Annotated in this window: 18 protein-coding genes; 10 read left to right on the forward strand and 8 right to left on the reverse strand. The window is 71.2% G+C overall.

What is annotated here, in order from left to right; genetic code table 11:
- The first annotated feature begins 32 nt into the window (after positions 1-32).
- Positions 33-779, forward strand: coding sequence for a hypothetical protein (locus Pme01_RS04180; RefSeq protein ID WP_168112574.1), 747 nt, complete (start codon positions 33-35; stop codon positions 777-779).
- Positions 780-866: 87 nt separating this feature from the next.
- Positions 867-2,198 (forward strand): hypothetical protein, encoded by a 1,332-nt coding sequence (locus tag Pme01_RS04185; protein ID WP_168112573.1) that lies wholly within the window; start codon positions 867-869, stop codon positions 2,196-2,198.
- A 34-nt stretch (positions 2,199-2,232) separates the two neighbouring features.
- On the opposite strand, the gene Pme01_RS04190 is transcribed toward Pme01_RS04185, so the two are convergent.
- Positions 2,233-2,748 (reverse strand): VOC family protein, encoded by a 516-nt coding sequence (locus Pme01_RS04190; protein WP_168112572.1) that lies wholly within the window; start codon positions 2,746-2,748, stop codon positions 2,233-2,235.
- A gap of 61 nt (positions 2,749-2,809) precedes the next feature.
- Entirely contained in the window at positions 2,810-3,283 is a 474-nt protein-coding gene (locus Pme01_RS04195; RefSeq protein ID WP_168112571.1) for a MarR family winged helix-turn-helix transcriptional regulator, read from the reverse strand.
- Between the two features lie 83 nt (positions 3,284-3,366).
- Between Pme01_RS04195 and Pme01_RS04200 the strand changes: the two genes are divergently transcribed.
- The 6 genes from Pme01_RS04200 (at position 3,367) to Pme01_RS04225 (ending at position 9,104) form a co-directional block, all read left to right on the forward strand.
- A complete protein-coding gene (locus tag Pme01_RS04200) occupies positions 3,367-3,927 on the forward strand; it encodes a YceI family protein (protein WP_168112570.1) in 561 nt (186 codons plus the stop codon).
- 56 nt (positions 3,928-3,983) lie between these two features.
- On the forward strand, positions 3,984-4,751 hold the full coding sequence (locus tag Pme01_RS04205) for a pirin family protein (RefSeq protein WP_168112569.1): 768 nt from the start codon (positions 3,984-3,986) through the stop codon (positions 4,749-4,751).
- Positions 4,752-4,824: 73 nt separating this feature from the next.
- Positions 4,825-6,588 carry a serine hydrolase domain-containing protein gene (locus Pme01_RS04210; protein ID WP_168112568.1) on the forward strand — a complete coding sequence of 588 codons (1,764 nt, stop codon included), beginning with the start codon at positions 4,825-4,827 and terminating at the stop codon, positions 6,586-6,588.
- Positions 6,589-6,640: 52 nt separating this feature from the next.
- Positions 6,641-7,237 (forward strand): hypothetical protein, encoded by a 597-nt coding sequence (locus tag Pme01_RS04215; RefSeq protein ID WP_203935424.1) that lies wholly within the window; start codon positions 6,641-6,643, stop codon positions 7,235-7,237.
- A gap of 150 nt (positions 7,238-7,387) precedes the next feature.
- Positions 7,388-8,368, forward strand: coding sequence for an acyl-CoA desaturase (locus Pme01_RS04220; protein WP_168112567.1), 981 nt, complete (start codon positions 7,388-7,390; stop codon positions 8,366-8,368).
- A 4-nt stretch (positions 8,369-8,372) separates the two neighbouring features.
- Positions 8,373-9,104: a TetR/AcrR family transcriptional regulator gene (locus Pme01_RS04225; RefSeq protein WP_168112566.1), complete on the forward strand. Its 732-nt coding sequence runs from the start codon at positions 8,373-8,375 to the stop codon at positions 9,102-9,104.
- Positions 9,105-9,117: 13 nt separating this feature from the next.
- On the opposite strand, the gene Pme01_RS04230 is transcribed toward Pme01_RS04225, so the two are convergent.
- From Pme01_RS04230 to Pme01_RS04250, 5 genes are all read right to left on the reverse strand, one after another.
- Entirely contained in the window at positions 9,118-9,585 is a 468-nt protein-coding gene (locus Pme01_RS04230) for a DUF4383 domain-containing protein (protein ID WP_168112565.1), read from the reverse strand.
- Positions 9,586-9,615: 30 nt separating this feature from the next.
- A complete protein-coding gene (locus Pme01_RS04235) occupies positions 9,616-11,421 on the reverse strand; it encodes an ABC-F family ATP-binding cassette domain-containing protein (RefSeq protein WP_168112564.1) in 1,806 nt (601 codons plus the stop codon).
- Complete coding sequence (locus Pme01_RS04240; RefSeq protein WP_168112563.1) at positions 11,421-12,374, reverse strand: 4-(cytidine 5'-diphospho)-2-C-methyl-D-erythritol kinase; 954 nt, start codon at positions 12,372-12,374, stop codon at positions 11,421-11,423. Before Pme01_RS04240 ends, Pme01_RS04235 begins: the two co-directional genes overlap by 1 nt.
- 10 nt (positions 12,375-12,384) lie before the next feature.
- The gene (gene rsmA / locus Pme01_RS04245) at positions 12,385-13,269 is read right to left on the reverse strand and encodes a 16S rRNA (adenine(1518)-N(6)/adenine(1519)-N(6))-dimethyltransferase RsmA (RefSeq protein ID WP_168112562.1); all 885 of its coding nucleotides are present in this window, start codon (positions 13,267-13,269) and stop codon (positions 12,385-12,387) included.
- Between the two features lie 81 nt (positions 13,270-13,350).
- Positions 13,351-14,232 (reverse strand): TatD family hydrolase, encoded by an 882-nt coding sequence (locus Pme01_RS04250; RefSeq protein ID WP_168112561.1) that lies wholly within the window; start codon positions 14,230-14,232, stop codon positions 13,351-13,353.
- Positions 14,233-14,398: 166 nt separating this feature from the next.
- Between Pme01_RS04250 and Pme01_RS04255 the strand changes: the two genes are divergently transcribed.
- The gene (locus Pme01_RS04255; RefSeq protein WP_239088014.1) at positions 14,399-15,613 is read left to right on the forward strand and encodes a hypothetical protein; all 1,215 of its coding nucleotides are present in this window, start codon (positions 14,399-14,401) and stop codon (positions 15,611-15,613) included.
- A gap of 68 nt (positions 15,614-15,681) precedes the next feature.
- Here Pme01_RS04255 and metG read toward each other — a convergent pair whose 3' ends face one another.
- Positions 15,682-17,460, reverse strand: coding sequence for a methionine--tRNA ligase (gene metG, locus Pme01_RS04260; RefSeq protein WP_168112560.1), 1,779 nt, complete (start codon positions 17,458-17,460; stop codon positions 15,682-15,684).
- Between the two features lie 112 nt (positions 17,461-17,572).
- On the opposite strand from metG, the gene Pme01_RS04265 reads away from it, so the two are divergent.
- Entirely contained in the window at positions 17,573-18,757 is a 1,185-nt protein-coding gene (locus tag Pme01_RS04265) for a hypothetical protein (RefSeq protein ID WP_168112559.1), read from the forward strand.
- The last annotated feature ends 29 nt before the right edge of the window (positions 18,758-18,786 follow it).

Consider the following 18,786-nt stretch of genomic DNA (forward strand, 5'->3'; position numbering starts at 1 on the left):
AACAGCCACCGATGCCAGTGCATGATCTTGCCGTGCACGCTCTTCGTCTACTGGTAGCCGGCCTGGTCGTCGGCGGCGTCGTCGCCATCGACGCCCCAGCCGGGTACGCGGTCACCGACGCCAGCCTCACCGTCAGCCCGCGCCAGGGCAGCCCGAGGGATCCGTTCACCGTCACGTACCGGTACTCCAGCCACCAGGTGATCGGGATGCCCGAGGTGCGGATCTGCGGGGAACCCACGTACCGGTTCTCCTGGGACGGCGGCCCGAACCTCGGTAGCGCCAGTCCGGTGCTGGACGGCGACTGGTGTGTCACGACGCTGCGCGCGACGCCACCAGCCAGCAGTTCCCTGTACCGCACGGTCAGCACGCACACCATCAGCGTGGTCGGCCTCTCCACCACGTACACGGTGACGCCGCTGCCGAGCCCGACTCCCGCCGCCACCCCGACCCGTACGGTGACCCGACCGCCGGCGACCTCCGCACCGACCCCCCGTGGACAGGCCTCGGCCAGCGCGATCAGCACGCCGCTGCCGGCGGCCAACGCCGGGTCGGCAGCGGCGTCCGAATCGGCCGGGCCCGCACCCGCCGCCGTCGATCAGCACCCCGCCGAAGACACCGCCTCGTCAACCGGATCGCTCACCGCGATCGGCGTACTGGTACTCGTCGCCGGCGCCGGTGCATTCGGCGTTCTCCACTGGCGGACCCGCCGTTCGACGCCCGCCACCACGGCTCCATCGTCACCGCCTGACGCCGTGGATACACAGCCCGCCACGAAATGACACGGTTAAACGCATAGATTCGTATCGCGTCTGACACCGACCAGCCCGGCCATCGCCAGATGACGATGCATGCGGCATTATCTCCCGGTGCGCACTCATCGCCTGGTGGTAGCCGGCCTGCTCGTCGCTGCCGGCGTAGCGGTCGACGCTCTGCCCGCCTTCGCGGCCCCCGAGTCCCGGATCACGGTCAGCCCCGGCAAGGGCACGCCGGATGCCAACTTCACGGCCACGTACCGGTTCCCGAAGCAGAACGAGTGTCCGGCCACGATCACCTTCCGCTGGGACGGACGCACGGACCTCGGTCGCGCGAAGCCCGAGCCGAACGGCGACGTATGCGTCGCCACGCTGCAGGCGAAGCCTCCTGCCGCCTCGTACAGCGGCAACAGCAACCACTTCGTCAGCGCCAGCAGTGGGGGCGGCGGCGGCAACAGCCAGGTGGCGTTCACGACCTACACCGTCACCGCGCCACCGCCTCCGCCCCCCTCCTCCCCCGCGACGCCGCCCGCCCCCGGCGCCGGTCCGGTCACCCCCGCGCCGTCCGGGGCCGCGGCACCCGGTGCCAGTGCCGGGGCCACGCCGGGTAGGTCGGGTTCCGCTGCCGCCGCAGCGGCCGGCGTGCAGGGCGGCACCGGCCAGGCGGAGGATCCCCTGCCGGGATCCGACCCGGGCAGCGCAGCCGAGGCGGGGACCGACGGTCAGGCCGCGGGCAGGAGCGTGACCTCCTCGACGCTCTGGCTCATCGTGGCCGGCATCGTGCTGGTCCTCCTCGGCGCGGGCGTGTTCGGCTTCATGGTCTGGCGGGCCCGCCGCTCGAGGCCCGACGGCCCTCTCGCGGCCGACGACGACACCCGGCACTACGACGACATCCAGCACTACGTCGGCAGCCAGCCCGGAAACGGCCTGCTGGTCGGCGGCGCGGCGCGGGCCACGGGCGTACTGCTGGGCAACGCCGCGCCCGCCCGTACCTCGGTCACACCGTCGCAATCGGACATCGTCACCCAGCAACTACCCGCCATGGCGCCAGCGGGCGCGCAGGGAGCTTCGGGCGGCGCGCAGGAAACTTCGGAAACTGCTCAGACCGAGCAGCCGACCCTCCGACTGGGACAGTCGGAACCGCCGACGAACCTGAACGTGGCCACGCCCGAACGGCCGACGAAGCCACAGGCGGCAGTGCCGGAGCGCACGGCACAGGCGCCGGAAGCGCCGAAGCCACCGTCACAGGCAGCGGAGGCACCGCAGGCACCGTCGGAGCCGACAGCACCGGCGCCGGAGGCACCGACAGCGACGCCTCCGGCACAGGTGCCATCAGAGCCGACCGCGGCGCCGTCGGCGGCATCGCCGAATCCGGCGGCCACCGCACCGGCCCAGCGCAAGCCGGAGACCGCCGAGCCGGCCCCGCTGGCCCGCCGAAAGCCCTAGCCGGAGCGCCGGAACCCCAGAAGCCGAAACGCCGTCAGAGCAGCGGTTCGCCCTCGAACAGGCCCAGCTCCTCGCAGTACAGCTCGATGCCGACCCCGTTGGGGTCGCGCACGTACAGGCTGTTGTCCACCCCGCGGTCGGGGCCGAGGTACTCCAGTCCGACCTCGTCGAACCTGGCCTTCGCCGCGGCGAACTGCTCGGCGTCCACCGAGATGGCGATGTGCTGGACGCCGCCGATGGTCTCGGTGAACGCCGGGTGGTCGTGACCGGGGAAGTCGAAGAAGCCCAGCAGGTTGCGGTTGCCGATGTCGAAGAAGAAGTGGCTGGATCCGCTGTAGTCGCGGTTCTCCACCAGCTCGACCAGCGGGAAGCCGAGGACCTCCTGGTAGAAGCGGATGGTCTCCTCGACGTCCCGGCAGATCAGTGCGACGTGGTGCACGCCCCGGGCGATGGTGGCGGGGCGGCCGGCGGTGGGCTGGAGGTACTTCTCCCGAAGCTGGGCCCGACGTTCGCGGACGGCCTCCAGCTCGCGGCCTTGCGGTTGTGGCATCGCGACACTCCTCTCAGGCCCCCGTATACCCAGAAGCCTATGAACAAACAGACCGGTCTGACTACGAGCCGGTCGCCTCTTCCTCGTCCAGCGCACCGAGGACCTGGTCGGAGATCGCGCCGAGGGTACGGACCTGATCTTCGGTCAACCGGTCGAAGAACAGTCGGCGTACGGTCTCGACGTGCCGGGGGGCGGCCGTCTCGATGGCCCGCCGACCGGACGGCGTGAGTACGACGAAGGCGCCCCGGCGGTCCTCCGGGCACTCCTCGCGTACCACCAGCCCGCGCTTCTGCATGCGGGCGATCTGGTGGGACATCCGGCTCTGCTCCCATTGCAGTGCCCGTGCGAGTTCGACGACGCGTACCCGCGCCTCCGGCACGTCGGTGAGGTGGACGAGCACGTCGAAGTCGGCGAGGGACAGCTCGGAGTCGATCTGGAGCTGACGGTTGAGCCGGGCGCCCAGCCGGCCCTGCATCCGCAGGTACCCGCGCCAGGCGCGCTGCTCGTTGTCGCCGAGCCACCGGATTTCTGTCATACGGACCACTCTAGCGGAATACATGATGCATCATGTACGTTGAGAGGCAAGTACATGACAGATCATGGAAAAAGGAGTTCTCGATGACCACCGCCATCATCCCGCTCACCGAGCTCACCGGCCAGTACGCGCTCGACGCCAGCCACACGCGGATCGGGTTCGTCGCCCGCCACGCGATGGTGACCAAGGTTCGCGGTTCGTTCAACGAGTTCGAGGGCACCGCCACGGTCGACGGCGCCGACCCGAGCCGCTCCAGCGTTTCGGTGACCATCAAGGCCGCCAGCATCGACACCCGCAACGAGCAGCGCGACGGGCACCTGCGCAGCAACGACTTCCTGGACCTGGAGAAGTACCCGGAGATCACGTTCGTCTCGACCGCCGTCGAGCCGATCGACGAGAGCACCTTCCGGGTCACCGGCGACCTCACCATCAAGGACGTGACCAAGCCGGTCTCCGTCGAGTTCACGTACGAGGGCGCCGCCAAGGACCCGTTCGGCAACCTGCGGATCGGGTTCGAGGGTTCGGTGGTCATCAACCGCAAGGACTACGGCGTCACCTGGAACGCCGCACTCGAGACCGGCGGCGTGCTGGTCAGCGACAAGATCACCCTTGAGTTCGAGGTCTCCGCCATCAAGGTCGCCTGAGCCCGGCCGTACCCGGGCCGGTGCGCAACAAGGCGCGTAGCAGGGAGGATTTCGGCATGAGCAGCGCCCTTCTCAGTCCCGAGGTGGACGTGCGCCGCGCCAACGAGCGCTTCGCCACCAGGATCGACTGGCTGGACTCCAAGCACTCGTTCTCGTTCGGCGGCCACTACGACCCGACCAACACCCACCACGGTCTGCTGCTGGTCAACAACGACGACATCGTCACGCCGGGAGCCGGGTTCGAGACCCACCCGCACCGTGACATGGAGATCGTCACGTGGGTCATGCGCGGGTCCCTGGTGCACCAGGACTCCACCGGCCACTCCGGCATCATCTACCCGGGCCTGGCCCAGCGGATGAGCGCCGGTACGGGCATCCTGCACTCGGAGAAGAACGACTCCTGGCGACTGCAGGGAGAGCAGCACACCGAACCGGTGCACTTCGTGCAGATGTGGGTGGTGCCCGACGAGTCCCGCATCACCCCCGGGTACGAGCAGCTCGAGATCTCCGACGAACTGCTCGCCGGCGGCCTGGTGCCGGTCGCGTCCGGCATGGACAAGCACGACGGCGAGTCCGCCATCCGAATCAAGAACCGGTACGCCGCGCTCTACGCGGCCCGCCTGTTGCCGGGCCAGAGCGTCGAGCTTCCCGACGCGCCGTACCTGCACCTGTTCGTGCCGCGCGGCAGCGTCACCCTGGATGGCACCGGCGGCCTGGCCGCCGGTGACGCGGTGCGCTTCACCGCCACCGGCGGGCAGCGGGTCACCGCGACCGAGCCGGCCGAGATCCTGGTGTGGGAGATGCACGCGGCCCTCGCCCGGTGAGTTTCGCGCTCACCCTCGGTGGTCGCCAGGTAGGTTCTCCTGGCGACCACCGAGGTAAGGGGTAATCGAGTAAATGGCTGTTGACCCGCTCCCCGCCGCCCGGATCGCGGCCGCGGCCGCCGTCGCGGAGACCTTCCAGCACGCGGGTGGGCAGCCCGGCATCGCCTACGGGATCGTCGCGGACGGCGAACTGGTCCACTCCGGCGGCATCGGCGAGCGGTGGCCGGGCGGACCGACGCCGGACGCCGACACGGTGTTCCGGATCGCGTCGATGACGAAGAGCTTCACCGCCTCGGCCGTCCTGCTGCTGCGCGACCGCGGCGCGTTGCGGCTGGACGACGCCGCGGAGAGGTACGTACCCGAGCTGGCCGGGCTCAAGGGCCCGACGGCCGACTCCCCCGCACTGACCGTCCGGCACCTGCTGACGATGGCGGGCGGGTTCCCCACCGACGACCCGTGGGGCGACCGGCAGCAGAGCCTGCCGCTTCCGGCGTTCTCCGAACTCCTGCGCGGCGGGTTGAGCTTCGCGTGGGCGCCGGGCACCAGGTTCGAGTACTCCAACCTGGGCTACGCCATCCTCGGCCGGGTCGTGGCGGCGGCGGCCGGTGAGCCGTACCGCGACTTCGTGACCGGACACCTGCTCGCTCCGCTCGGACTCGGCCGTACCGTCTTCGACGCCGGCGGCGTACCGGAGACGGAGCTGGCGCGCGGCTACCGCAAGCTCGGCGAGCGCTGGGAAGAGGTGCCGTTCGAGGCGTACGGGGCGTTCGCCCCGATGGGCGGCCTCTTCAGTACCGTCGCTGACCTCGCCCGCTGGGTTGCCGGCATGATCGACGCCTTCCCGCCGCGTGACGACAACGACGACGCGCACCCACTGTCCCGGGCCAGCCGGCGCGAGCTTCAGCAACCGCACCACGGCGTACCGCTGCTGCCGGACACCTGGCCGCTGGCGGACCGGTCGGTGCTGACGTCGCGCAGCTACGGGTACGGGCTGTTCGTCGAGGACGACACCCGGTACGGGCGGGTGGTGTTCCACAGCGGCGGCTACCCGGGCTTCGGCAGCCACATGCGCTGGCATCCCCAGCGGCGCCTCGGGGTCATCGTGCTGGGCAACAGCACCTACTCGGCGGCGCGTACCGCCGCCACCGACATGCTGAACGCACTGCTGGACACCGGGCACCGCACTGTCGCCGGCGGACCGCCGCCGCACGGCCGGCGGGCATGGCAGGCCACGTGCGAGGCCCGCGCCGACATCGAACGGCTGCTGAATACGTGGGACGACACGATCGCGGCCCGCTGGTTCGCCGGCAACGTCGACCTCGACGAGCCGATCTCCCGGCGGCGGGAGCGGATCGAACGGATCCGCGAGCAGGTCGGCGAGTTGCGGCCGGAGGAGGGGATCGAGCCGGTACACGACTCGCCGTCGCACTGCGCCTGGTGGCTGCGGGGCCCGAATGGCCGGGTACGGGTCGAGATCCGGTTGACCCCGGAGAAGCCGCCGCGGGTACAGACCCTGGACCTGACGACGGCGGTGGCGCCTGGTGCCCGCCTGCGGCCGATCGTGGACCAGTGCGTCGCCGCGCTCAACGCCCGGTCACCGGAGTTCCCCCCGGCCGTCGCGACGGACCCCTCGATCGACCGGGGCGAGCTCACCCGGCTGATGCGGCTGGCCGCCGGCTGGGCCGGCACCTGCCAGCGCGCGGAGGTCTGCGCCGGCAACGGCGTCACGGCCACAACGATCAAGATCACCGGCGAGTCCGGGGACCTGATGATGACCGTACGGACGGAGCGGAACAGCGCCGTCGTCAAGAAGTTCGGCATCGAACTGGCACTGTAGGGCTTCCGCCGGGCGACGTTTCCGGCCGTCGACGGGGGGAAGGCACAGCGCCGTGCCCGCCGACGAAGAGCCGTCAAGAGCCGAGTTCGAGCTGGACGCGGATCTGGTCGACGCCTTCACCGCCGGCAAGCTGAACGAGGAGGGCGAGGCCAGACTGGCCGACCAGGTGGCCCATCTGCTGCCGCTGCACTGGACCGCGCCGACCGAGATCATGGCCTCGATGCAACGGATCATCGACCATCTCGGCGGCGAGCGCGAGCTGCTCGCGTGGCTGGAACGCCGGCCGGGCCGGCCGCGGCTGGTGGCGCGGCTGTACGTCCTGATCGGGCTGCTCGACCAGATCAGCGACGAGGACGCCGTCGTCACCGCGCTCCGCGAACTACGGGAGAAGGTGCCGTACCCACCGGGTCTGGGCGGGTACCTCCTGCCGGACACCACACCCGAGACGCTCGCCGACCTCTCCGCGAAGATCGAAGGCCTGCTCGCCGACGACCGCGCCGACGACGCCTTCCGGCTGGCGATCGCCGCGGCGTCGATGCTCCAGGAGGTCGCGCCGCGGGCCGCGAAGCGCGACCCGGAGCTCGGCGTGCTGGGCGACGTGCTGGAGCAGATCCGGTGCGATCTCATCGCCGCGGCGGGCGGCCGGTAGCGCCATGCTGACGACCGGTAAGCGGCGTATGCATCGATGAAAAGGCACCCCGAACCGGATCAATTACCGTCCGATCACTGCTTCCTACGACACCGTAGGTTACGGTAACGTAGGTAGGACGCATTGTTTCCCCACCCCCTGTGAGGTGCCATGTCCGCTCCAGTCCTCGACAAGATCCCTTCTCCGCCTCCGACTCCGCCGTCATCCGCAGCCAAGCCGCTGACCGAAGGCAAGCAGAGCGCCGGCATTCTGATCGCACTCTGGGCCTTCGTGGCGCTGCCGTTCGCCGCGGTCATCGCCGCGGTGCCGGTCGCCTGGGGCTGGGGGCTGTCGTGGCTGGACGTGGCGATGGCCATCACGGTGTACGTGATCAGCGGCATGGGTATCGGGACCGGCTTCCACCGGTACCTGACCCACGGCTCGTTCAAGGCCAACCGGCCGCTGCGGATCGCGCTCACCGTCGCCGGCTCGCTGGCGATCGAGGGCAGCCCCACCCAGTGGGTGGCCGACCACCGGCGCCACCACGCGTTCTCCGACCGCGAGGGTGACCCGCACTCGCCGTGGCGGTACGGCGAGAACGTCTGGGGCCTGACCAAGGGCCTGCTGTACGCGCACGTCGGCTGGCTGTTCCACCGCGAGCTGTCCAACCGTGAGCGCTTCGCACCGGACCTGCTCGCCGACAAGGACATCCAGCGCATCGACCGGGCCTTCCCTGCGCTGGTCGCGACCTCGGTACTGCTGCCGGGCCTCATCGGGGGCCTGGTGACCTGGTCCTGGCAGGGTGCGCTGTCCGGGATCTTCTGGGCCGGCCTGGTCCGCATCGCCGTGTTGCACCACGTGACCTGGTCGATCAACTCGATCTGCCACGTGTACGGGGAGCGCCCCTTCGAGACCCGCGACGGCGACAAGGCCAGCAACTTCTGGCCGCTGGCGATCCTGTCGTTCGGTGAGAGCTGGCACAACCTGCACCACGCCGACCCCACCTGCGCGCGGCACGGCGTGGACAAGGGTCAGATCGACATGAACGCCCGGCTCATCTGGATCTGCGAGAAGCTGGGCTGGGCCACGAACGTCCGCTGGCCAAAGGCCGACCGGCTGGACGCCAAGCGACTCGCTCGCCTGGCACGATGAACTTGTGACCGACAACTCGAATAACGGCCAGTCTCCGTCCACCGCCGCGCGGCCTCGCACGCCGCGCGGCGGTGACGCTTCACCCCCGGCCAAGCCCGCGTCACCCCCGGCCAAGCCCCCTTCGCGGGTACGGATGTCGTCCGCGCAGCGGCGTGAGCAGCTCATCGCGATCGGCCGGCAGCTGTTCGCCGAGCGCGGTTTCGACGCCACCTCGATCGAGGAGGTGGCGTCCCGGGCGAAGGTGTCCAAGCCCGTCGTGTACGAGCACTTCGGCGGCAAGGAGGGTCTGTACGCGGTCGTCGTCGACCGGGAAGTACGGGCGCTGCTGGACCGCATCACCACGGCCCTGACCGCGGGACACCCGCGTGAGCTGCTCGAACAGGCCGCCGAGGCGCTCCTGGACTACATCGAGGGCGAGACCGACGGGTTCCGCGTCCTGGTACGCGAGGCGCCGGTGATGTCGGGCACCGGGAACTTCATGAGCGTGCTCAACGACGTGGCCCACCAGGTCGAGCACATCCTCGGTGCCGAGTTCAAGACCCGGGGGTACGACCCGAAGCTGGCCGAGCTGTACTCCCAGGCTCTCGTCGGCATGGTGGCCCTGACCGGGCGCTGGTGGCTCGAGGTGCGCAAACCCCGCAAGGAGACGGTGGCCGCGCACCTCGTCAACCTGGCCTGGAACGGCCTGTCCCACCTCGAGTCCAAGCCGTCCCTCATCACCGCGCGACGTCGCTGACCGCGACCGGCTGCTACTGGTGCGCCGGCTCGCCGGTCCGGAAGGCCGTCTCGGCCTCCGCGTCCTCGGGCGTGCCCACCTTGCCGTACAGGCCGGCGGCGAGGAAGACCATGCCGAAGATGAACGACATGATGCAGTTGACCATCGAGAACGCGAGGATGTTCGCGTCGGTCCGGAGCAGCGTCATCATCGCCATCCCGGCGATCAGGAAGACGCCGCCGGCGGCCAGGTTGATCAGGACGAACAGGTTCCGCCCGACCACCGCACCGGCCAGCACGGCGAGGCCGGTGATGATCGACAGGATCGAGAACGCGGGGTTCGTCCGCAGGCCCAGCACCCACTCGCCGTGCCGGGCGAAGAAGTCCAGGCCGCTGGTCTGGATGAAGCCGATGATGCCGAAGATCAACACGTACAACCCGATGAGACCTGACAGCGCGCGGTAGACCGGCCGCAGGGGGTGGTTGATCGGAATATGCGCCATGGGGTGCATTCTTCCCCATGACAGCGGTCGCTATGCCTCGGGTACCCGTTCCGCCAGCTCCAGCCACGCCTCCTCGGTGGCCGAGCGCTCGTCCCGTACCGCCCGCAGCTCCGCGTCGAGGGCCGCGACCTTCTCGTAGTCGGTGGCGTGGGTGGCCAGCTGCTCGTGCAGGCCCACTTCCCGCTGGTCCAACTTGCTCATCAGGCGCTCGAGCCGGGCCAGCTCCTTCTTCGCCGCCCGCAGCTCCCCCGCGCTCAGGCCGTCTCCGGCCTCGGCCGGGGCGGGCCGTTGCGGCGTCGTCGCCCTACCACCGGGCTCCGGGATCGGCGTGCCCAGCGTCGCCAGGTACTCGTCGATCCCGCCCGGCAGGTCGCGGACCTTGCCGTCGCCGTACATCGCGACCACGGTGTCGCAGACCCGCTCGATGAGGTACCGGTCGTGGCTGGCCACGATGACCGTGCCGGGCCAGGTGTCGAGGAGGTCCTCCAGGGCCGCGAGCGTGTCGATGTCCAGGTCGTTGGTGGGCTCGTCCATCAGCAGGACGTTGGGCTCGGCCGCCAGCAGCCGCATCAGCTGCAGTCGCCGCTTCTCGCCGCCCGACAGGTCGCCCACCGGGGTCCACAGCCGGGCGCCGGAGAAGCCGAACACCTCGGCGAACTGGGCGGCCGACAGCTCCCGGTCGCCCAGCGTGACGCGCCGGGCCACCTCCTCGACGGCCTCCAGCACCCGCAGGTGCAGCGGCAGCTCGCGCAGCTCCTGGGACAGGAACGCCGGCCGCACGGTCTGGCCGCGTTGCACCCGGCCGCCGTCGGGCGGGAGCGCCCCCGTCAGCACCCGCAGCAGGGTCGACTTGCCCGCGCCGTTGGCGCCGACCAGGCCGATCCGGTCGCCGGGCCCGATGTTCCAGGTCACCCCGTCGAGCAGCGACTTGGCGCCGAGGCTCACCGAGACGTCGTCCAGCTCGTACACCTGCTTGCCGAGCCGGGCGGTGGCCAGGCGCTGCAACGACACCTGATCGCGTACCGGTGGCACGTCGGCGATGAGCGCGTTGGCCGCGTCGATGCGGAACCGGGGCTTGCTGGTCCGCGCCGGCGGTCCCCGGCGCAGCCAGGCGATCTCCTTGCGGAGCAGGTTCTGCCGCCTCGCCTCGGTCGCCGCTTCGACCCGGGCGCGCTCGGCCCGCGCGAGGGTCCAGGCGGCGTACCCGCCCTCGTAGGCGCGGACCGAACCCTCGCCGACCTCCCACGTCGTGGTGGCGACGGCGTCGAGGAACCAGCGGTCGTGGGTCACCACGACCAGCGCGCCGCGCCGGCGCAGCAGGTGCGCGGCGAGCCAGTTGATCCCGGAGATGTCCAGGTGGTTGGTCGGCTCGTCCAGGATGAGCAGGTCCGACTCGCGGATCAGGAGCGCGGCCAGCGCGACCCGGCGCCGCTCGCCACCGGACATCGGCTCGACCAGCGCGTCCAGGCCCAGGTCGGGCATGCCGAGGCCGCCGAGCACCGTACGCACTCCCGCGTCACCGGCCCACTCGTGCTCGGCGCCGAAGCCCTTGGGCAGCCAGGCGGTACCGATGACGACGTCGCGTACGGTCGCGCCCGGCGGCAGGTCGAGCGTCTGCGGCAGCGCGGCGACCCGCAGGTCGCGACGGTGGGTGACCCGGCCCGTGTCCGGCTCGATCGCCTTGGTGAGCAGCTTCAGCAGGGTCGACTTCCCGGCGCCGTTGAGCCCGACGACACCGATCCGGTCGCTGTCGTCGAGCCCGAGGGAGACGTCGGAGAGCAGTTGACCCGCCGCGTACCCCTTGCTGACGCGGTCGAGGTTGACGATGTTGGCCACTACACCACCCGTGCCCCGGCGACGGGGCCGTGAACCGGCTGCGCCGACCGGCAGGAGCCGCTGTCGACGAGTTCCTTGGCGAGGGCTTCGGCGTGTCGGGCGTCGGTGGCCAGGAACACACAGGTCGGCCCGGAGCCGGAGACGATGCCGGCGAGCGCGCCGGCATCGTGGCCGGCGTCGAGCGTGCGGTGAAGCTCGGGGCGCAGCGACAGCGCGGCGTCCTGGAGGTCGTTGCCGAGCGCGGCGGCCAGTACCGCCGGGTCTCGCTGCCGGAGCGCGGCGAGCAGCGTGTCGGGGGCGCCCACCGAGGCCGGCGCGGCGCCGTCCCCGCGCAGGTGGTCGAGCTCGCGGTAGACCGTCGGGGTGGACAGGCCGACACCCGCGACCGCTACCACCCAGTGCCAGCTGTGCCCGCTGGCCAGGACCGGGCTGACCTGCTCGCCACGGCCGGTACCGAGGGCGGTGCCACCGAGGACCAGGAACGGCACGTCCGAACCGATGTCGCGGGCCACCACCGCCAGCTCGTCGCGGCCCAGGTTGGTACCCCAGAGAGCGTCACAGGCCACCAGCGCGGCCGCGGCGTCGGCGCTGCCACCGGCCAGACCGGCCGCGACCGGGATCTGCTTGCGCAGATGTAGCCGGGCCAGCGGCTGCCGCCGCGTGTACCGGGCCAGCGCGCGGGCCGCGCGCAGGACAAGGTTGTCGTCGTCGAGGGTCAGCTCGCCGGCGCCCTCACCCTCCATGGTGAGCGTGAGCCGGTCGCCGCGGCGGGCCGACAGCTCGTCGTAGAGCGAGACGGCGTGGTAGACGGTCACCAGCTCGTGGTAGCCGTCGGGTCGGACCGGGCCGACATGCAGGTGGAGGTTGATCTTCGCGGGCACGCGGACCCGAACCGGCCCCGCTGAACCCAGCCTGGGCCGCTCGTACTCCTCCTCGTCGAGCGGTTCCGTCACGCCGCAAACCTTACCCGCGGCCTCGAGCACGACCGGCCCGGCCGCCCGGCACCGACCCTCCGCCCGCCGCGGCGATGGCGGCGAACTGCTCCACCGACAGAGATTCACCGCGGGCGCCGGGGTCGACGCCGGCGGCGCGCAGCAGCCGCTCCGCCTCGTCGGGGCCGCCCGCCCAGCCGGCCAGCGCGCCCCGCAGGATCTTGCGCCGCTGCGCGAAGGCCGCGTCGACGACGGCGAAGACCTGGTCACGGTCCACCTCGGCCGGCGGCTCGCGACGGGTGAACGCCACCAGGCCGGAGTCGACATTGGGCACCGGCCAGAACACACCCGGCGGTACCCGGCCGGCCTGGCGGGCCTCGGCGTACCAGGCGAGCTTCACACTCGGTACCCCGTAGACCTTCGAACCCGGCCCGGCGGTGAGCCGGTCCGCGACCTCCTTCTGCACCATGACCAGGCCGTGGCGCAGGCCGGGCAGGGTCGCGAGCAGGTGCAGCACGACCGGTACGGCGACGTTGTAGGGCAGGTTCGCCACCAGCGCGGTGGGCGACTCGCCGAAGTCCTCCGGCTGCACCTTCATGGCGTCGCGGTTGATGACGTGGAGCCGGTCGGCGTGCTCCGGATCGTGCTTGGCGACGGTCGCCGGCAGCGCCGCCGCGAGCGCCGGGTCGATCTCCACCGCGTGTACCCGCTCGACCTCCGGCAGCAGGGCGAGCGTGAGCGAGCCCAGGCCGGGGCCGACCTCGACCACGACATCGGTCGGGGCGGGGTCGGCCGCGCGGACGATGCGCCGGACCGTGTTGGCGTCGTGGACGAAGTTCTGCCCGAGCGTCTTGGTCGGGCGCACGCCCAGCCTCGTGGCCAGCTCGCGCACCTCGGCCGGTCCCAACAACGTCATCCCGACAGCTTGCCACTGTCATGATCGGGGAGAAATCTCCGGCCCCGTACCGGCGTGCGGCTCTTCCGGTGCACCACCTCGTCACCAGGGGCCGAAGACCCTGTCCCCGGTCGCGGAGATCGCCGCGCACAGCTCGTCCAGGTCGGCGCCCTTGACCTCGGCCAGCGCCCGCACGGTCAGCGGGATCAGGTACGAAGCGTTCGGCCGTCCCCGGTACGGCGTGGGCGTCAGGAACGGCGCGTCGGTCTCCACCAGCAACTGGTCGGACGGCGTCACGGCGGCCGCCTCGCGCAGCGCCCCGGCGTTGCCGAACGTGACCGTGCCGGCGAAGCTCAGCACGTACCCCCGCCGCACGCACTCGGCCGCGAACTCCGCGTCGCCGGAGAAGCAGTGCAGCACCACGGTGTCCGGAGCGCCCTCGGAGTCGAGGACCCGCAGCACGTCGGCGTGGGCGTCGCGGTCGTGGATGACCAGCGCCTTGCCGTACCGCTTGGCGAAGCCGATGTGGGCCCGGAAGCTCGCCTCCTGCGCGGCCCGGCCCTCCTCGCCGGTACGGAAGGTGTCCAGACCGGTCTCCCCGATGCCCCGTACCCGCTCCTCGGCGGCGAGCGCCTCGATCTCCCGCAGCGCGGCGTCCAGGTCGGGCACCCGCGGGGCGTCGTTGGGGTGCAGCGCCACGGTCGCGACGACCGCCGGGTACTTGCGGGCCACCTCGACGCCCCAGCGGGAGGAGTCGACGTCCACCCCGACCTGCACCAGGCGGTCGACACCGACTGCGCGGGCCATCGCGATCGCCGCCTCGACGCTGTCCGGGCCGTCGGTGCCGCCCTCGTTGAGCGTGATGTCGAGGTGGGTGTGGCTGTCGATCACGGGCGCGGGCAACGGCTCGGGCGGCGGCGGGAACTCGCCGGCCCGCTGGGCCGCCTTGGTCTTGCGACGCTCGCTCGGGGATTGGTTGCTCACCGGGCCAGCATCACATACCGCCAATTCGCACTTTCGGTCCAGGGACTTCGCCCAGTTCGGCCAAGGAGCTGTTTACACGCAGTTCACGGGCCTCACCTAGGGTCATGCCGTGACAGTGGCGGGACGGACAGATGAACACTCTGCGTCGACGCACGCGCCACTACGCGTGCTCCATGAAGGCAACTGGTTCCCGGCCGACGAGGTGGCCAGGGGGGCGGCGTACGAGATGTTCGCCGACGAGCCCCGCCCCGGTTTCCTGCCCAATCCACGACCGGGCGCCCGACACCGGTACCGGCGCTTCGTCCACGTCACCGAGGTGCTGGCCGCGACCGGGTTCGGCGCCCGGCAGGCGGCCGTCGTCGCCACCGGCGAGCAGAAGCTCGCCGAACCGCTCGACCGGCCGTTACGCATGCCGGTCAGCCGCGCCCTGGACTGGGCCGGCCTGCACCGGCTCAGTCAGCAGCCGGCCGCCGCGAACTCGGCCGTGGCCGCGATCCGGCGCAGCGCCACGATCCGGAGCGGTAGCCGGATGGTCAAGGTCCTGTCGGCCCGCCAGCTCGTCGGCTACCTGCACGGCTGGCTGCCGAGCGGTTTCTGCTACCGCGAGTACGACGTCGCCCACCTGCGCACCCCCGCCGAGCTGGGCGTACTGCTCGGTGACGGCAGCGAACCGGACGAGGTGGCGTTCGTGCTGCGCTGGCGCGCGGTCGACCCGTGCGACTACTCCGTACCGCTGGTCGACGCCTACGCCGGCCTGGTGTCGATCCCGCCGCGGGACCGGCTGGGGCCGCCGGTCATCGGCAGCGGGTTCGCCCCCGCCAGCCGCCACCTCATCCCGGAGTTCGTCACCGCCGACCTGGCCGACCTGCCGCTGACCGCCAACGCGTCCCTGGCCGCCTTCACGCCGGACGGCACCGAGGTGACCCTCTACACCTACCTGGCCGAGCAGCGCGGCTGGACCCGCATGTGGGGCCCGCAGTGGCGTGACCTGCTGCTGAAGCTGGCCGACGCGTTCCCCGGCGACCAGGAGTACTTCCCGGTGCCGCCGGCGCCGACCCGCTTCGTGGGCCGCTTCCGGGACGGCCACTACGACGCGATCGCCGACCCGCCGGGCGAGTTCCGGCTCGCGGCGAAGACCCGCGCCGCCCGCCTCCCGGTCGAGTCCATCGCCCGGCGTACCGGGTACGCCCGCTGGCGGGACGCGCTCTGCACGATCGTGCGCAGCGAGGGCGGCTGGGTACGGGTACGGCCCTGCCGGCCCTGCCCGGAGACGGTCGCGCGGCTGGGCGCCCAGTGCATCGAGCGGGGCGTGTTCGAGACCTGGGCACCGACGTCCGAGCTCGTGGACGCCCGCGAGATCGACATCGAGTACCCGCTTTGATCTCCGCGATCTCGGACAGTTGGCGGGCCTATAGGTCCGCCAACTGTCCGAGAGCTACGAAACGGCCGTCACGACTCGAGGCGAGCCAGCTCCTCCTCGACGATCGAGGGGTCGAGCTTGCGGAACACCGGGGTGGGCGGCGCGAGCGGCCGGCCGGCCGGCAGTTCGGTCGGCTCCCAGCGGGTACCGACCGTGTAGTCGCCGGTCAGGATGGGGTACTCGGGGCCGCCGTCGAGATCTCCGACCTCGACGATCTCGGGCATCGGCGCGTGCACACCGGTACCGCCGAGCAGCTCGTGGATGCGCTGCGCGGCGTGCGGCAGGAACGGGGTCAGCAGCGTGTTGAGGTCGCTGACGGCCTGCAGCGTCACGTACAGGATCGTGCCCATCCGCTCTTTGTCTTCCTTGAGCTTCCAGGGCGCCGACTCCGACATGTACTTGTTGGCCTCGCCCACCAGGCGCATGGCCTCGCTGATCGCGGCCTTCTGCCGGTGCTTGGCGATCAGCGCGCCGACGGACTCGAACCCGGCGCGGACGGTCGCGAGCAGCGCCTCGTCGGCCTCGGTCAACGGGCCCGGGGTCGGTATCGCCCCGAAGTTCTTCGCCGCCATCGAGATCGACCGGTTGACCAGGTTGCCCCAGCCGGCGACCAGCTCGTCGTTGTTGCGGCGCAGGAACTCCGACCAGGTGAAGTCCGTGTCGTTCGACTCCGGGCCGGCGACGGCGATGAAGTACCGCAGCGCGTCGGCGTCGTAGCGCTCCAGGAAGTCGCGTACGTAGATCACCACGCGCCGCGAGGAGGAGAACTTGCGGCCCTCCATCGTCAGGTACTCGCTGGAGACGACCTCGGTCGGCAGCTCGAGCCGGCCGAACTTGCCGGGCTTGCCGTCCCGGGAACCCTCGCCGTCGTACCCGAGCAGGATCGCCGGCCAGATCACCGAGTGGAAGACGATGTTGTCCTTACCCATGAAGTAGTAGCTGCGCGCATCGGGGTCCTGCCACCACTTGCGCCAGGCCTCCGGGTCCCCGGAGCGGCGGGCCCACTCGATGGACGCCGACAGGTAGCCGATCACCGCGTCGAACCATACGTAGATCCGCTTGTCGTTGCGGTCCCGCCAGTCTTCGAGCGGAACCGGCACGCCCCACTCCAGGTCTCGGGTGATCGCGCGCGGGTGGAGGTCCTCGATCAGGTTCCGTGAGAAGCGCAGGACGTTCGGGCGCCACTCGTCCCGGCTGTCCAGCCACTTGTTCAGCGCCTCGGCGAGCGCGGGCAGGTCGAGGAAGAAGTGCTCGGTCTCCACGAACTCCGGCGTCTCGCCATTGATCTTGGAACGCGGGTTGATCAGCTGCTCGGGGTCGAGCTGGTTGCCGCAGTTGTCGCACTGGTCACCGCGCGCGCTGTCGTACCCGCAGATCGGGCACGTGCCCTCGATGTACCGGTCGGGCAGGGTGCGGCCGGTGGACGGCGATCTCGCGCCGAGCGTGGTCTTCGCAACGATGTACCCGTTGCGGTACAGGGTCTCGAACATCTCCTGTACGACCGCGTAGTGGTTGCGGGTCGTGGTCCGGGTGAACAGGTCGTACGACAGTCCCAGGCCGTGGAGGTCCTCCACGATCACCCGGTTGTACCGGTCGACCAGTTCCCGGGGGGTCACCCCCTCGGCGTCGGCCTGCACCTGGATCGGGGTGCCGTGCTCGTCCGTACCCGACACCATGAGCACGTCGTGCCCCGCCATACGCATGTACCGGCTGAAGACGTCGGAGGGCACCCCGAAGCCGGAGACATGGCCGATGTGGCGCGGACCGTTGGCGTACGGCCATGCGACGGCCGTCAGAACGTGACTCATGGCGTTCAAGCGTAGTGACTCCTGCCCCGACCGCATGAACCGGCACTTTCCCACGCCGACACGCGGCCCCGGTTGCATCGACCTGGCGCCTTGGCAGTGTGCAATGAAGGTTGTGACTGATCCTGCGCCGAACGCGACACCACGGCCGCTGTCCGAACCGGAGCCCGCCGCCGGGCCGGAGGCTCGACCGGAGTCGGCGGCGTCGACCGGCGGCCGCCCGTGGCCCGCACCCAGCCCCAACAGCGAGTGGTGGCTCGGCGAGAACGATCCCGACTCGGAGGACCGGTCCGACGCCGACGAGGACACCCAGCCGATCCCGGCGACCGCTGCCGCCAGGCCCGGCAGGCACGCTGCCGGGCCGGCACAGCCCACCGTCACGTACTCCCGGCCGGACTCGAAGGCCGGGGAGCCGTTGCGCGCGGACAAGGAGCCCTCTCCCACGGCCGAGGCACGGGCCCGGAAGCCGGTCGCGGAGCCGGCCACGCGGGCCACGGACGGCCCGGAGGCGCCGGAGGCTTCCCGGACGACCACCGAACCGGCCACGGACGCTGCGGAGGTCGGCGAGTCGGGGTTCCCCCTCTGGCCGGACAGCGAGGCCAGGACCGAACCGGCCGCGGAGCGACCGGCGAGCGACCAAACGGAGCCGGACCAGGCCGCCGCCGGAAGGCCGTCGCCCCGCAAGCCCCGGGCGGACGCGGCGGACACCCCCGGTACCGAGTGGCAGGCGTCGCAGATCCGGATGATGCGGGGCGGCCGACCGACGACGGTCAAGCAGGCGATCCAGCGGCCGCCGAGGCGGGTCACGAGAAAGTCACGTCCACCGGCGCTCGGCCTCAGCGCGCTACTGCTGTTCGGGCTGCTGGCCGGGTTCTTCGGCTGGGTCAGCGCGGATCCGTTCTGGATGGCGGTCGGCCACGCCCAGCGCGGTACGGCGACCGTCACCACGTGCGCCGGGCAGGGGCTCCAGGCGCGCTGCGTCGGCACCTTCCAGACCGCGGGCTTCTCGCGGGAGCGGGTCGCGGTGAGCGCCCTGTCCCACGACGAGCAGCGCCCAGGCGTGAAGGTACCGGCACGGATGGTCTCGTCCCAGGGACGCATCGCGTACACCGGCCAGCCCTCCTCGCTGCACCTGCGCTGGATCCTGGGCATCGCGCTGGTACTGCTGTGCGGCCTCGGCATCGCCTGGGCGACCGGAGCCGGACGGCTGGAGACCCGGCGGGCCCGGCTCGCGGTGTACTCCGCGAGCGTCGGCGGCCCGCTGCTGCTCGCCCTCGGCGTGGTCGCCGCCGCCTGGTAACCGGTGGCACAGCCCGGCGGCCGACCTGA

This window comes from Planosporangium mesophilum (assembly GCF_016863255.1).
GTDB lineage: Bacteria > Actinomycetota > Actinomycetes > Mycobacteriales > Micromonosporaceae > Planosporangium > Planosporangium mesophilum.